We start from the raw sequence: 13,501 nt of genomic DNA, 5'->3' as shown, positions 1-13,501 counted from the left end.
GCGCTGGGCATCGTTAGAAAATGGACAGACGTGCCGACGAATCTGTATCAGTTGCTTTTCTATAGCGCCCTGGCAGTGGGAATAATGAGCTGGTTTGTAAAATCCTGAATGAACACTGCGAGTTCGGAAGTTGTCTTTTCATTTTTGCGCAAAACAGACCGTCACGCCCCCATTTTATTTTTTTGATATAACTGATGATTGTATTGAGCCCTCAATAATGAAGGCTCAATATTATCTCTTTCTATTGCAGGTCTTTCTCCTCCAGGAATTTACTCACCATATCAGCAATCTGCACGTTATTCAGATCCGAGAACGGGAAGTGGGTATTCCCTTTGATTCCTTCCTCAGGCAGATGTGTCACAGTGACATCCCCGCCATGCTTGTTCACCACGTCACGCCACTCGCGAGCCATTGCCAGACGCACGCGCCAGCTGTCCTGCGCGGGCATGGCGACAGGTTTATCCGGGATGTTATCGCCGTAAATAATCACAATCGGAATTTTAGTCAGTGCCATAAACTGCTCCATCGGCACCGGTTCACCCTTCAGCGTGTCGAACGCGCTTGGCATTGGGGCAGGGAGCTCTTTCTCCGGGAAGACAAAGCTGCTACCAGGCTCGAAGGCGACAATCGCTTTGACCTTGTCGTTTTTCATCGCCGTGTACCAGCCTGGTCCGCCACCCTGAGAGTGGGTGAAAAGGATAGCCGGGCCGGATTTATCCACGACGGCGGACATCGCATCAGAGATAACATTGATATCAAACGGCCCGGTATTCGGGGTCATCTGACGGAAATACTGATTTAGCGCTTCTTTATCGTGAGAAAACTGAACGCCCTGAAAATACTCCGGCCACACGCCAACGCGGAACTGGTTAAACCACATCTGTTCATCCGGTTTAGGCGTAACCGTACCTTCTACCGTCGTGCGCCCGGCGCTGCCCCGGCGGGGCTGATCGACAAGATAAGTTGAGAATCCACGACGCAGGAATATGTTCTGGAACCCTTCGCGACCATCCGGCGTGGTTTCCCAGGTGCGGGAGAACTGACCTGCGCCGTGCAGCATGACGATAGGGTATTTATGCGGATTTTCCGGAATTTGGTAGAACACAGACGCATGATCGCCATGCCAGGTTTGACCCGCAGAGTCCAGCGGCGTTTTCGCGTCAAATTTCCCTGGTGCGGTGATGATAGTGCCACCAGCAGAAAAGCTTCCTTGTTCCTGAATGACCAGCGGCTCGGCGTATACCGACTGAGCCACCATGCCACCCGCCATCGCGCAGATGGCCAGCGTTTTTAAGACAGTTTTCAAGATTACATCCTCTGTTATGTTTGCCGTTCAATCATATCTGAGTTGTCAGCGTGAATTATTTAGCACCTTTGATTGCCCTTATTTGGCAGACTCATGAATGCGGAGGATTAGCACCGTATCGTCTCAAACCAACGCCTAACTGTTTGCTAACGCCTGTTGCAGCACCTGTTCCGCCCGCGTAGCCGCATCTTCTTCGCCATGTTCACGCAGAACTTGTGCCAGTTGGCGCAGTTGCGCAGACGTCAGGCCGACTCGCATGCTGGCTCGCGTATGCGATAACAGCTGAGCTTCAACGCCCGGAGTGGCGGCTAATGCGCCAACCGTTGCCAGCTCGCGGCTTTGCCAGTCGAGGTTATCGCGGGTGAAAATGTCGCCGAACAGATGCGTTTGTAGGAATTGATTAATGACCGGGGCAAAATCGAACAGAGGTCCCTGGACGGGAGCGCCGGAGATTTTAGTCTGGTTTGCGGTACCGACACGGCGAAGCTCATCTCCGACAGGGATGGCGGCGACCGGCTCTTTACCTTCAACGTCTTCAACGCCTCGTTGTTTACGTGCTTCGACGACTTTCATCAGTTCATTCAGCGCGTTCAGGCTACGGGGAAATCCCGTATAGGCATAGAGCTGGACGAGAATCTCTTTGGTCTCGTTTATCGTGAGTCCTGCATCAAGCCCCTGATTCAGTGCCGCATTCAGCTTATCCATCTGACTGCTGGCCATTGATGCCGCAATCAACGGGATGGCTTGCTGGCGAGCTGACAGCGTATCTGAAACCGTTTGTTCGTGGTTCATTTCTGAGGTTCCTTTATTGACGGGCGCAGCATGTGCCGTGAGACCCAAACCAAAGGTCAGCAGTACCGCTGCCGTTAATGCCTTAATGGGCGTGGTATTGTTCATCTGTGACTTTCTCCATCCAGTTAACGCTTTTGCGATCCACAATCCCGGTTATCGCCAGGTGCGTCATTGCGCTGCCGGGTGCCGCCCCGTGCCAGTGTTTGACGCCCGCCGGGCAAGAGACAACGTCGCCAGCGCGGATGACCTGCACCGGCTGGCCTTCTTGTTGGGTAAGCCCAATTCCCGAGGTCACAATCAGCCGCTGCCCTGCCGGATGCGTATGCCAGGCGGAACGAGCACCTGGCTCAAAGGTGACATAAGCCCCGGAAACGCTAATTTCGTTATCTGGTTTGAAGAGAGGATCAACCCGGACGCGACCGGTAAAGTTCTCTGCTGGCCCGTACACCGCATTCTGGCTTCCGGCGGTGGCGATATGGACAGCGGGATTTTGCTCCGCCGCCCAGGATGAAAACGTAAAGAGGGGCAGTAACAGCCCGAGGTAACGTAAATGTCTGATCATGCAAAGCGTCCTTATCTACAATGATGGAGAGGGTCTGCAATGATTCTAATCAGGGGGAGATGTCGTCAGACTGACGCCAGCCTGACAATTCTGTCAGTTAACCCTTATTATGGTGACGCTGCTTTGTCTTTTCTAAAAATAAGGCACCAAAGCGAAAACCGTGTCATTAATGAAAATAAAACAATAATGGCCAGGTAGCGTAGATAAAAAAGAAGGGCAGATTCATCGTAATCGAAAAAGGAGAAATCGACCTTTATCAACAAATAATCGAGATAGTCCTGGTTCAGTAATTCGTACAATCCCAGTAGAGCGATTAGCGAAAAAACTCCCGGCATCATGACATTTGCAAAGAATGAATTGCTGGAGATGTTCAGGACCCGGCAGAAAAAGGTCGCCAGCATTTTCCAGTGCAACCCGATATGCAGCGCCAGAATGAGCATTCCCCAGTGGACCGACGTCATGTGTACTTTCCTGACCCAGCTCGCCGGGTTGTGGAAAGCCTGGTCCAGAAGGGTATGTCGGGACAGCATCATGCCCGAGACAATTGCGGTCAGAATGACAACGAATGTCACTGCATTAATGATTCTGTTAACTACCAGCATGATTAACGGAATATTGGGCGACAGTGACCACAAGCGATGCCGGTTAAGATATAAATGCAGCATGATGAGCAGCGTAAAAATAATACCCGCCCATTCATGCACGATTTCACCGTGAAGGTGAAATCCCATCAATACCAACAGAAGTAACGTCATCAGCGCATCCTGCATGACCTGGAAAATATAAATTTTCTTCATGTCGAGGGATTAACGCTGTGGCTGGACTTGTTTTACCCATTGCTCAACCTGCGCGGGTACGTCAGGAGCTGAAATATCGTTGCGCGAGATCGCGAGCGCACGAGTGACTAATTTGGCCTGTGGCTGCATGCGAGCAATTTCTCGCAGGGAGTCGGCTAACCTGCTGCCACCATGGGTGGTAAAGGGAACGACCGTTTTGCCTGCAAAGTCATTTTGCTCAAAGAGGCTGTATATCACCATTGGCATGGTATACCACCAGATGGGGTAGCCGACGTAAATGGTGTCGTAACTGCTCAGGTCAGGGAGCGGCGTTTTTAGCGAGGGTCTGGCTTTCGTTTGCTGTTCCTTTTCGGCAACGCGCAAAAGTGCATCATGCTGGCGAGGGTAGGGAGTGGCGGTTTCAATGCGAAACAGGTCGCCGTGAGTCTGCTTCTGAATCAGTTGCGCAATAAACTGCGTGCTACCGGTCTCCGGCGTATTTTTTTGTAATACGCTGGCCCCGGAAAAACCATCCACGGCACCAGGTTTCATCTCCTCTGGCTGTGAAAAGTAGATAATCAGCGTGCGGGCGTGTGCGGATAAATCCTCTGATGCGAACGCGGGCTGCCCCAGAAGCCCCATGACCATCATCGCCAGAAACCCGCTAAATACCTTTTTCATTCTCACTGTTTCATTCCTTCAATCAGCCGTGGTGAGTATCAGCAGTGATTCTGGCGCAGATAGCCTGACATCAGACTGACGACTCTCTGACAATTTTGTCAGAAGTCTTTGCGCGCGGAGATCCCGATTTTGTCTCTGAAATCAGTCTCCCGGTTCGGATAGCGTCAGGCTGTTTAGCAAACGTCAGGCCAAAGGTATTGATACCGTTCTCGCTACGGGCAAAGACATCTCCCCGGTGCATAATGGCGACGGCACGGACAATCGACAGGCCCAGCCCATGATGGGTATCACTCCTGGCTCGGGAGGTGTCAACACGATAGAACCGTTCGAAAAGCCGGTGTAAGTGCTCTGGCGCTATCGGATCGCCAGGGTTAGAAACGTCTACACAAGCTTGATTGCCTTTTTCGCTTAAGCGCACCGTAACCGTGCTATTGGAGGGGGAATGCCTGGCGCTATTTTCCAGCAAATTAGCCAGTGAACGGTGAAACAGCCGCCTGTCGATATGCGCGGTGATGTCGCCCTCCACATTTAGCGAAAGTTGTTTTTCAGCAAAAGAGGGTTCAACATATTCCGCTGTTTTCAGGGTTTCTTCGCGCAGGGACACCTGCGTAAGCTGGGAAGCATGTTCACCTGCGTGCGCATGAGACAGGAACAGCATGTCGTTAACTATCGACGTCATGCGTTCAAGTTCCTCAAGGTTTGAACCCAATAACTCTTCCAGTTCATCTTGTGAACGTCGGCGTGATAGCCCGAGCTGCGTCTGGCCGATCAGGTTAGTCAGCGGGGTACGAAGTTCATGCGCAACATCGGCATTAAAGCTCTCGAGCTGTCGCCAGGCGATTTCCTGACGCTCTAACACACCGTTAAATGATGATGCCAGTTGCTGCAGTTCTTCGGGCAACGCGCAGGTATTCAGGCGCTGGCCATGATCACCTGGTGCAAGGTGTTGTGCCTGCTGACTGAGCATGCCCACCGGACGCAGGCCAATCCGTGAAACAACGTATCCCAGTAAGGCGACAATCAATACGCCCAGCGCGACAATAATCAGCAGCGTTCGTGTGAACGCATCGAGTGTGCCCATATACGGCGTAGAGTCGATGGCAACCACATAGCGCAGCTCAGGCCTTTCACCGTTGGCGGGGATGGTTTTCACTAACAGGAACAGTGAGCATGCACCTTCCGATGCGCCGGGCACTTTATTAAATCCCTCCTGCAAAGAAGACCACTGAACGCCCACCGGTGGTATTCCCCCCATGCTAAAGCGCGGGTTATCGCTCACTATCCAGTAGCGAACGCGCTCACCTTCAGAATTGGTTAGCAGAGTAAATTTATTAGCCAACGTCGACCAGCCGTCAGCCGAGGTTCGTGCGGTGATCCACGGGCTCATTAATGATTCCCGGAACAGCAGCTCGTTGTGCATCTGCTTTTGCAAAGAGTCATGTAAGGAGCTTCTGAGCAAGATACCGATAATGGACACAATCAGCAGCGCGGATAAGGCAAACATCAGCGCCAGGTGAACGGAGATGGAACGTTTAGGCATGCTGAGCCTCTTCATTTATTCCGACCGGACTTCGAGGACATACCCCATGCCACGAACGGTATGTAACAGTTTGACGTCGAATGGGGCATCCACTTTGGCTCGCAGACGTTTAATGGCGACTTCAACCACATTGGCATCGCTGTCAAAATTCATGTCCCATATCTGCTCAGCAATCATCATTTTTGACAGAATCTCCCCCTGATGCCGGGCGAGAAGACTTAACAGGGAAAACTCTTTTGCGGTCAACTCCAGTCGCGTTCCGGCGCGAAATACGCGGCGGGCCAGCAGGTCGAGATGCAGATCGTGAATTTGCAGCTGGGTGATGTCTGCGCCATCCGTAGCGCGGCGACGCACCAGTGCCTGAATACGCGCCACCAGTTCAATCAGTGAAAAGGGCTTAGGGAGATAATCATCAGCGCCAAGCCGAAGCCCTTTGACGCGCTCGTCGACCGAACCGCGGGCCGAGAGCATTAGTACCGGCGTCTGTTTGACGGCCCGCACCCCCTCAAGTACCCGGTAGCCATCCATCCCCGGCAGCATCACATCAAGGATTATCGCGTCGTAGTCTAGCTCCAGCGCGTAATGAAGACCTTCTGCGCCATCTGCAGAGACATCTACCGTAAATCCGGATTCACTCAACGCACGGTTGAGATAGGTTGACGTTTTTTCTTCATCTTCGACTAGCAACAGGCGCATAACGGGATTTCCTCTTAACTGTTCAATCGGGCTTATTCTGCCTCTTGATTGCCAACATAAAGCTGACGCTTACCTGACAGCATTGTCAGAAACATGAAGCCATCTCAGCCTGCTTGCTGACAAAAATGTTATTTACCTGTCACGATGCTGACAGGCCTCTCTCTCTAACCTGAGTCTGCACATTTAAATCCGCAAGCCTGAAACTCATCGGGAGAGACCATGAAATTCAATCTGTTAACTGCAATACTGCTCACGGCAATAACCGGAGCCACCTCAGTCAATGCGGCTGATTACAAAAAAAATCCATTCACCCTGGCCTATGACGGTGCCATCACTGAGAACGTCAAAGGCAAGGTCAACATTCATCCGGTGAAGTACGATCTGCATGGCATTCAGATAGCTGCGAATGTCTATACCCCTGCTAACTACGATCCCGCCAAAAAATACCCTGCCGTGGTGGTTGCACATCCGAATGGCGGCGTAAAAGAGCAGGTCGCAGGCTTGTATGCCCAGCGTCTCGCCGAGCAGGGCTACATCACGATTACTGCCGACGCGGCTTATCAGGGCGCGAGCGGTGGGATGCCTCGCAGCGTGGATAAACCCGCTAATCGCATCGAGGATATCCACGGCATGGCTGACTACATCAGCCAGTATCCGGGAGTGGATACTTCCCGCCTCGGTCTGCTGGGTATTTGCGGAGGTGGCGGTTATTCACTTGTTGCGGCCGAAACGGATCAACGGTTTAAATCGATCGCAACCATCAGCATGTTTAATTCAGGCCTGGTGCGCCGCAACGGTTTTCAGGACTCACAGCTGGATACTATTCAGCAGCGTCTTCAGCAGGCTTCTGACGCACGTGCTCAGGAAGCTTCCGGAGGTGAAGTCCTGTACTCCGGTGATGCCAATCTGACTGATGAACAGATCGCTAAGTTACCTTTTGCCTTATATCGACAGGGCTATGAGTACTACTGGAAAACTCACGCGCACCCGAACTCTACGTTTAAATACACGACAAGTAGCTTGTTAGATTTGATGAGTTTTGACGTTACGGACCATATCAATCTCATCAATAAACCGCTGCTGATGATTGCTGGTACAAAAGCCGACACGCTCTATATGACGGAAGATGCGTTTGCGAAAGCCACCGGTACAAAAGACAAAGAACTCTTCCTGATCGATGGCGCTACCCATATCGAGACGTATTGGGTTCCTGAGTACGTCGACAAGGCTTTGCAAAAGTTAGACGTCTTCTTCGATAAGAGTATTTAACCCCTATCAGACGATACCTTTGGCCAGCCACTCAGGCTGGTCATATCAGGACATAATGAGTGTGTCCGCATGTGACCAAGACTAACGAAGTCGGGAGGAAAGATAATTACGCACATTAAATAGCCGCTATGAATGAAATTCATAAAACGGCAGGGACATCTGAGGATTATTTTTTGCCTGTAAGGTTTTACTTCGTGGTCCAGGCCAACTTTAGGTTTAGCATTATGGCATTGAGTGCCTCTTTATCCAGCATGGCTTCAGCATGCAGCTTCTTGAGGCGGACGTTCTCCTCTTCAAGCGACTTGTTCGTCGGAAAAAACTTTAAAATAATACTAAAGGCGTTAAGTGCTAATACCCGACGCCTTTCAGGTTACTTGCAGGACGGTCACAGCGGGAAAATGCAAACACGGTTGTGCTATTAGTCAGATACACACCTTTTAACTTGCTAAGAAAAGCTATAATCTGATGTCGTCAACGCAAACAATAAGCTCAATGAGAGAATATACAGGAACAGAACTGGAATAATCACACTTTCAGGAATACAAAGGAGCACCAGGATGATATATCTGAATTTTGACAGAGCTTATCTCTGATAAGCCAAATTAATAGTCACGCTCAGATGCTCAAACTTGCGTTTTGTGGTTTATGTAATATATAAGGGAAAATATATGAAATTCAACAATGTAAGACTGTTAGTCAAAGATTACCGCAAATGTTTCAATTTCTACACCCAAAAGCTTGGTTTAGAAGCTGTCTGGGATATTGAAGATTGCTATGCCAGCTTCAAAGTCGCCGAAGGTATAGAAGGCCTTGCTATCTTTACTTCTGATCTGATGGCCCCAATTATTGGAAATGCTGACAGAGAAAAATCGATAATATATCGCGAAAAATCAATGGTTTGTTTCGAGGTTGATAATGTAGATGAAAGCTTTGAGGCCTATTCGTTAAAAGGGATTAAATTCATTAACGAGCCAATGGATATGCCAGAATGGGGTGTGAGAGTGGTTCATCTGTACGATCCGGAGGAAAACTTGATTGAGTTATTTACGCCGCTTGGAGGCTAACAGGGGTGTCATTACTTGAGGCATAACACCCGACTGTTGATACACGTTTATCCGGACCAACACTAAACTCGTTGGGGACTGCAGACGTTTTGGCTATCGCCATATATGACACCTCTGTATGGCTGAGGTCAGCATGCCTGCAACTGCTCCGTCATGCGCCCCCTAACTTCTCGTTCGTGCTTCCTATTTCAAGCAGATTCCCCTCTGGATCGGAAATATAAAAATTTCGGATGCCAAAAGAAAGCATCATTGGTCTACCTGCAGAAAGTTGCAATTTCGACTTTAACTCTTTACTTGCAAATAATGGTTATTATCACCTGATAATATGACTGAGCTAATTCACTTATTACTTAACCACCTTTAGCTAAATTCGCAAAATCCCTTTTATTTCTACTGTAGTGGTTTATTGAATTTGGCCACCTGAACAGAGGTGATATGCTCATCTCAGAACAATACAGGTGTCCCAACAAAAAAAAGAAATTTCAGCGCAGAGTTTAAACGCGAATCCGCTCAAACTGGTCCTTGGCCAGAACTACACCGTTGCAGCTGCGGGATGAACGACAGTGTAAAATGCCAAATGCCTCCCCTATAACCCCGGAACAGGTACGTATAACAATGGTAACGCCCTGTTTGCGTGGATGCGCTTCGGCTTTTAGAGACAGCGAGGCATTATCACCTTTTCTCATGCGGTTTCCGGAATACGTCATCCAGGAAAACGAACGGATGCTCCCCTGCTTTTTCTGTGTTAATTCGGTATATTCATATTCAGAATCGTTAAACGCACCTCTAACCGCTGGTACCTAAATATGGATATTGACCATTTTAAGACGTTCAACCAGGTTGTTATCAGCGGCAGTTTTACTAAGGCCGCACAGGCACTCTTTTTATCTCAGCCCGCCATCAGCATGCAGATCCAGGCACTGGAAAGCTATCTGAAGGTGTCATTATTCGATCGTTCCCGTCGGCAAATTAGTTTGACCAAAGAAGGCGAAGTCCTGTTTGAATACACACAGCGTATTTTTCATCTTTTTGATGAAGTGCAGAGCGTGTTTCAGGACATCAGTAAACTACAGGTAGGCCGTCTGACCATCGGGGCGACGGGCGTGATGGGCACTTACTATCTCACGCGTTTTATTCAGCGTTTCCACGAACGCTTTCCGGGAATTGAACTGGAAATTCTGACCGGTAACTCGCACCACATTGCGGAACTGGTCGCCAGCGGCGAGGTTGAGATCGGTTTTGCCGGACGTTCCGTAATTCGCTCTCCGTTACAACAGGTATTTCTGCATCGGGAAAACTACAAAGTAGTGGTGGGCAAGAACTCCCCCCTGGCGGCATGCGCCAAGGGGGATATGAGTCCGGATGAATTGCTACAATCACCTTTCATTATGCGTGAGAAAGGAACGCGGATAAGAGCCAAAATAAATTCGTGGTTTAAACGTCACTCAGCGAACACCGCTCCGCAAAACTGTGTGACGCTCTCTAATCTGGAGGCGACTAAACGGCTTATCGGCAGCGGTTATGGCGTAACCGTGATTCCTCATCTGGCGATATCCGATGAGCTGAACAGCGGTGAGCTGGTTGAACTTCATGTCAAAGGTTTTAATCTCGCGGTAGATTACTACCTTGTTTACCAGGGGGAGCACTCACTGTCCCGCGCCGCCCTCGGCTTTATTTCACTGCTTTATGATGATACTCCAGATAATGAGTGGGGGAGTTTTCCTGAGCTGCTGGAAAATATATTCCATAATCATCGCTAAGTGGCATTGTTCATTATCCTTGATAAAACAAGGACTCATACGCTTATGTTTGAAAAAAAACAGCCTATAAGCCGAACACATTGTTTACGCCCCTATCAAATTTAACTCTCTAAAATTAATGAGAAAATAATAAATGTGATCGACATCAATCTATAAACTGAGCTTATAGGTCTGATACTGATTTACAATTTTTAATCCTGCCAGAAGCCTGCCTAATATGGAGTCAATTAAGAGAGATAGTGAATAACTATCGACAGATGTTCCGACAATGAGAGGCTTAAGATGGCTAAAGAAATTGAAAGGAAATTCCTGGTGTGCTCAGAGCAGTGGCGCGCACTTGCAGAGGGAACCGTTTATCGTCAGGGATATCTCAGCAGTATAAAAGAGAGAACTGTTCGTATCCGGACGATAAACGATAAGGCGTTCCTGACCATCAAGGGAGTTACCGTTTCTGCAACGCGAACTGAATATGAATACGAAATTCCGTATGCCGATTGCTGTGCCATGCTGGATGAGCTGGCAGAGCGTCCCATTATCGAAAAGAAACGCTACAAAATCCCGGTGGGTGATGTGGTGTGGGAAATCGACGAATTTATGGGGGTTAACGCCGGACTGATCGTCGCAGAAGTGGAATTGAAAAGTGAAGAGCAGCAGTTCGATAAACCCGAGTGGATTGGTGAAGAGGTGAGCGGCGATCCGCGCTACTTCAACTCCAATCTGGTCGCCCATCCTTTTACCGAATGGGATAAATAGCGGCATTCACCATTCTTAATGGAACAGGAGAATTACAATGGCTACGCATATGGATAAGAATACCGCCACGTCGTCGAGCGACGCTGAAAAAATCATCCCCCGCGCGGAGTTCCGCGTATTCGGCCACGGCATTATCGAACGGGTAAAAGAAAAAATGTGGGATGCCAAAGCCACATTATTTAAGGCTCGTAAGATGCCGGAAGAGACCTACTTTCTGTCGCTACATACCGATACGGTTAACGTTAAAGTCCGCGACGGTCTGCTGGATATCAAAACGAAAACCGGCGAAACCCCGGAAGGCTATGAGATCTTCCAGCCGCGCGGCAAGTTTCAATTCCCGGTGCAGCGTGAGGAGTTAGCCACCATTTTGCAGCACCTCCATGTCAACATGGCGCTGGATAAAGAGAGCTATACCCTGGAAGAATTTACCAATATGGCGCGGGCCAGTAGCGATTTAGTACCGGTTAAGGTAGAGAAAATGCGCTACGGTTTTTCCGTTAACGGCATCATCAGCGAATACGCGCAGGTATGGTTTAACGGTGCGATGGTCGAAACCGCCTGTTGCGAAAGTGAAGATTATGCCGGAATTAAGGCAGTGGTTGCGGCGCTGGGGCTCGACGAACTGCCTAACACGAATTATCTGAAAGCCGCCAGACAGGTTGTTGGCATGTGAAATTCACGCCTCCATGGGTAGCTTGCTGCCCATGGAGGCGCATAAGGAGACATGGCCATGTCAGACAAAGGCGCTAAGAAAGTTTTCGATCCGCTGGATATGAGCAATTATTCTCTGGAGAAATTCAAGGAGATTAAAGCCGGTATCTGGATGGAGCGGATCAAATTCATCGGTATGCCGCTGGCTATCCTGCTGTTCCTGTTCTTTCATTTACAGTGGGTCGGGCCTATCGAAATGTTCGATACCCAAACCAAAGTTCCTCCGGCCAACTGTTACAGCGCAACGGGAATTTTTCTTGCCTCGCTGGTGCTGTGGTTGACGGAGGCGATTCCGAACTATCTCACCTCGCTTATCGTGGTCGTCACGGTGATCCTGACCGGCACAATGAAGATGCGTCCTGCGTTTGCCATGCTGGGTGAGCCAGTAATGATCCTGAACATTGCCAGCTTCATCATGGCCAGCGCTCTGGTGGTGACAGGGTTGGCGAAGCGTATGTCGCTCTGGCTGTTGGTACGCATGGGGAATAATATCTCGTTGCTGTTCTGGTGCTTTATATTACTCAACCTGATTCTCGGGGCGTTCATCAGTGCGACCTCAGCGAAAACGGCGCTGTTGTTACCGCTGTTTATGGTTATCGCCGCCATCTACGGTGCGACCGGCGGGGAAAAACGCAATAACGTCGGGCGCAACATGGTGCTGCTGAACCTGCTGGCGAATAACGTGTCGGCCAGCGCCTTTATCACCGGTTCCGCAGCTAACCTGCTGGCGGTCGCGATGATGGAGCAGGCGGGATTCAAAGTCTATTACGGCGACTGGTTCATTGCCCTGTGTCCACTGGCGCTGATTCAGTGTGCCATTGCCTGGTACACCGGAACTCGCTGGATTTTCCCCATTAAGAAAGAAGATGCTAAGCCGAAAATTGAAGGCGGCATGGATCGCCTGAAAGGGGAATTGGCGCAGCTCGGTAAGATTAGCGCGGGTGAAGTTCGCGCGGCGCTGACCTTTATTATCGTCCTGTTGCTGTGGGCAACCGACCGGGTGCACGGTATGCGTGCCGAAGTTATCGCCGTGGCGGGTGCCTGCGTTGTTCTGATGCCTTCGGTGTGCAAACTTCCGGCGCTGGGCGTGATGAAGTGGAACGACGCGGACATTCCCTGGCATATGCTGATGTTCAGCTTTGGTGCTTACGTCCTTGGCGGAATGGTCGATCAGACAGATATCGTCGGCCTCTATATTCACAGCCTGTTTGATAAATGGCAGATCGACCCTTCAGGTGGCGGCAAACTGTTGGTCTTTGCCGTACTGAGCGGCGTGTTCGCCATCACCACGCTGGTGAGCGAAAGTAAAACGGCACGTACCATCATTATGTTCCCGATCATTATCAGTATCGCTAAAAAGTTCGGCTGGGACGTGGTGGGATTCTGTCTGCCGATGGCATTCCTGATTAACCAGGTTTACGTGCTCTACTTTAACTCTAAACCCGCAAACATCAGTTACCTGCTCGATCACTACTCGACCGGTGAGTCTTTCAAATATGGTATTATCCAGATGGCTATTATTTGGGTGTTACTGATTTTATGGACTCAATATGTCATGCCGCTGATGGGGTTCAATAGCGCCCTCTGGTAG

The 13,501-nt window shown here is 49.8% G+C and carries 13 protein-coding genes; 6 read left to right on the top strand and 7 right to left on the bottom strand.

Annotated features, from left to right (window positions below):
• Positions 1-241 precede the first annotated feature (241 nt).
• From N0B36_RS24020 to N0B36_RS23990, 7 genes are all read right to left on the bottom strand, one after another.
• Positions 242-1,306: an alpha/beta fold hydrolase gene (locus tag N0B36_RS24020; protein ID WP_259689441.1), complete on the bottom strand. Its 1,065-nt coding sequence runs from the start codon at positions 1,304-1,306 to the stop codon at positions 242-244.
• 135 nt (positions 1,307-1,441) lie between these two features.
• Positions 1,442-2,203 carry a carboxymuconolactone decarboxylase family protein gene (locus N0B36_RS24015; RefSeq protein WP_259689440.1) on the bottom strand — a complete coding sequence of 254 codons (762 nt, stop codon included), beginning with the start codon at positions 2,201-2,203 and terminating at the stop codon, positions 1,442-1,444.
• Positions 2,181-2,660 carry a cupin domain-containing protein gene (locus N0B36_RS24010; RefSeq protein ID WP_259689439.1) on the bottom strand — a complete coding sequence of 160 codons (480 nt, stop codon included), beginning with the start codon at positions 2,658-2,660 and terminating at the stop codon, positions 2,181-2,183. Before N0B36_RS24010 ends, N0B36_RS24015 begins: the two co-directional genes overlap by 23 nt.
• Positions 2,661-2,767: 107 nt before the next feature.
• Positions 2,768-3,415: a DUF4405 domain-containing protein gene (locus tag N0B36_RS24005; protein ID WP_311044829.1), complete on the bottom strand. Its 648-nt coding sequence runs from the start codon at positions 3,413-3,415 to the stop codon at positions 2,768-2,770.
• Between the two features lie 51 nt (positions 3,416-3,466).
• Positions 3,467-4,117, bottom strand: coding sequence for a flavodoxin (locus N0B36_RS24000; protein ID WP_181636622.1), 651 nt, complete (start codon positions 4,115-4,117; stop codon positions 3,467-3,469).
• 70 nt (positions 4,118-4,187) lie between these two features.
• Entirely contained in the window at positions 4,188-5,657 is a 1,470-nt protein-coding gene (locus N0B36_RS23995) for a heavy metal sensor histidine kinase (protein ID WP_259689434.1), read from the bottom strand.
• Between the two features lie 15 nt (positions 5,658-5,672).
• Positions 5,673-6,353, bottom strand: a complete 681-nt coding sequence (locus N0B36_RS23990; protein ID WP_049282242.1) for a heavy metal response regulator transcription factor — start codon at positions 6,351-6,353, stop codon at positions 5,673-5,675.
• A 219-nt stretch (positions 6,354-6,572) separates the two neighbouring features.
• Here N0B36_RS23990 and N0B36_RS23985 point away from each other — a divergent pair, with 219 nt between their 5' ends.
• The 6 genes from N0B36_RS23985 to N0B36_RS23955 all read left to right on the top strand — a co-directional run bounded on the left by N0B36_RS23985 (position 6,573) and on the right by N0B36_RS23955 (position 13,501).
• Positions 6,573-7,622: an alpha/beta hydrolase gene (locus N0B36_RS23985; protein ID WP_016153322.1), complete on the top strand. Its 1,050-nt coding sequence runs from the start codon at positions 6,573-6,575 to the stop codon at positions 7,620-7,622.
• Between the two features lie 668 nt (positions 7,623-8,290).
• Positions 8,291-8,686, top strand: a complete 396-nt coding sequence (locus tag N0B36_RS23980) for a VOC family protein (RefSeq protein ID WP_046275293.1) — start codon at positions 8,291-8,293, stop codon at positions 8,684-8,686.
• An 806-nt stretch (positions 8,687-9,492) separates the two neighbouring features.
• The gene (locus N0B36_RS23970; RefSeq protein ID WP_047497928.1) at positions 9,493-10,446 is read left to right on the top strand and encodes a LysR family transcriptional regulator; all 954 of its coding nucleotides are present in this window, start codon (positions 9,493-9,495) and stop codon (positions 10,444-10,446) included.
• A 282-nt stretch (positions 10,447-10,728) separates the two neighbouring features.
• Entirely contained in the window at positions 10,729-11,199 is a 471-nt protein-coding gene (locus tag N0B36_RS23965; RefSeq protein ID WP_047497931.1) for a CYTH domain-containing protein, read from the top strand.
• Positions 11,200-11,236: 37 nt separating this feature from the next.
• Positions 11,237-11,872 carry a hypothetical protein gene (locus N0B36_RS23960; protein WP_047497933.1) on the top strand — a complete coding sequence of 212 codons (636 nt, stop codon included), beginning with the start codon at positions 11,237-11,239 and terminating at the stop codon, positions 11,870-11,872.
• A 57-nt stretch (positions 11,873-11,929) separates the two neighbouring features.
• Positions 11,930-13,501, top strand: coding sequence for an SLC13 family permease (locus N0B36_RS23955; RefSeq protein ID WP_016153315.1), 1,572 nt, complete (start codon positions 11,930-11,932; stop codon positions 13,499-13,501).

Source organism: Citrobacter sp. XY323 (assembly GCF_025106035.1).
Lineage (GTDB): Bacteria > Pseudomonadota > Gammaproteobacteria > Enterobacterales > Enterobacteriaceae > Citrobacter > Citrobacter braakii.
The sequence above is the reverse complement of the archived record's forward strand: the minus strand, read 5'-3'. Positions and strand labels throughout refer to the sequence as shown.

Coding starts and splice junctions, on each gene's coding strand:
- N0B36_RS24015 (WP_259689440.1), bottom strand. CDS start 2,203: ATGAACAATACCACGCCCATTAAGGCATTAACGGCAGCGGTACTGCTG.
- N0B36_RS24010 (WP_259689439.1), bottom strand. CDS start 2,660: ATGATCAGACATTTACGTTACCTCGGGCTGTTACTGCCCCTCTTTACG.
- N0B36_RS24005 (WP_311044829.1), bottom strand. CDS start 3,415: ATGACGTTACTTCTGTTGGTATTGATGGGATTTCACCTTCACGGTGAA.
- N0B36_RS24000 (WP_181636622.1), bottom strand. CDS start 4,117: ATGAAAAAGGTATTTAGCGGGTTTCTGGCGATGATGGTCATGGGGCTT.
- N0B36_RS23995 (WP_259689434.1), bottom strand. CDS start 5,657: ATGCCTAAACGTTCCATCTCCGTTCACCTGGCGCTGATGTTTGCCTTA.
- N0B36_RS23990 (WP_049282242.1), bottom strand. CDS start 6,353: ATGCGCCTGTTGCTAGTCGAAGATGAAGAAAAAACGTCAACCTATCTC.
- N0B36_RS23985 (WP_016153322.1), top strand. CDS start 6,573: ATGAAATTCAATCTGTTAACTGCAATACTGCTCACGGCAATAACCGGA.
- N0B36_RS23980 (WP_046275293.1), top strand. CDS start 8,291: ATGAAATTCAACAATGTAAGACTGTTAGTCAAAGATTACCGCAAATGT.
- N0B36_RS23970 (WP_047497928.1), top strand. CDS start 9,493: ATGGATATTGACCATTTTAAGACGTTCAACCAGGTTGTTATCAGCGGC.
- N0B36_RS23965 (WP_047497931.1), top strand. CDS start 10,729: ATGGCTAAAGAAATTGAAAGGAAATTCCTGGTGTGCTCAGAGCAGTGG.
- N0B36_RS23960 (WP_047497933.1), top strand. CDS start 11,237: ATGGCTACGCATATGGATAAGAATACCGCCACGTCGTCGAGCGACGCT.
- N0B36_RS23955 (WP_016153315.1), top strand. CDS start 11,930: ATGTCAGACAAAGGCGCTAAGAAAGTTTTCGATCCGCTGGATATGAGC.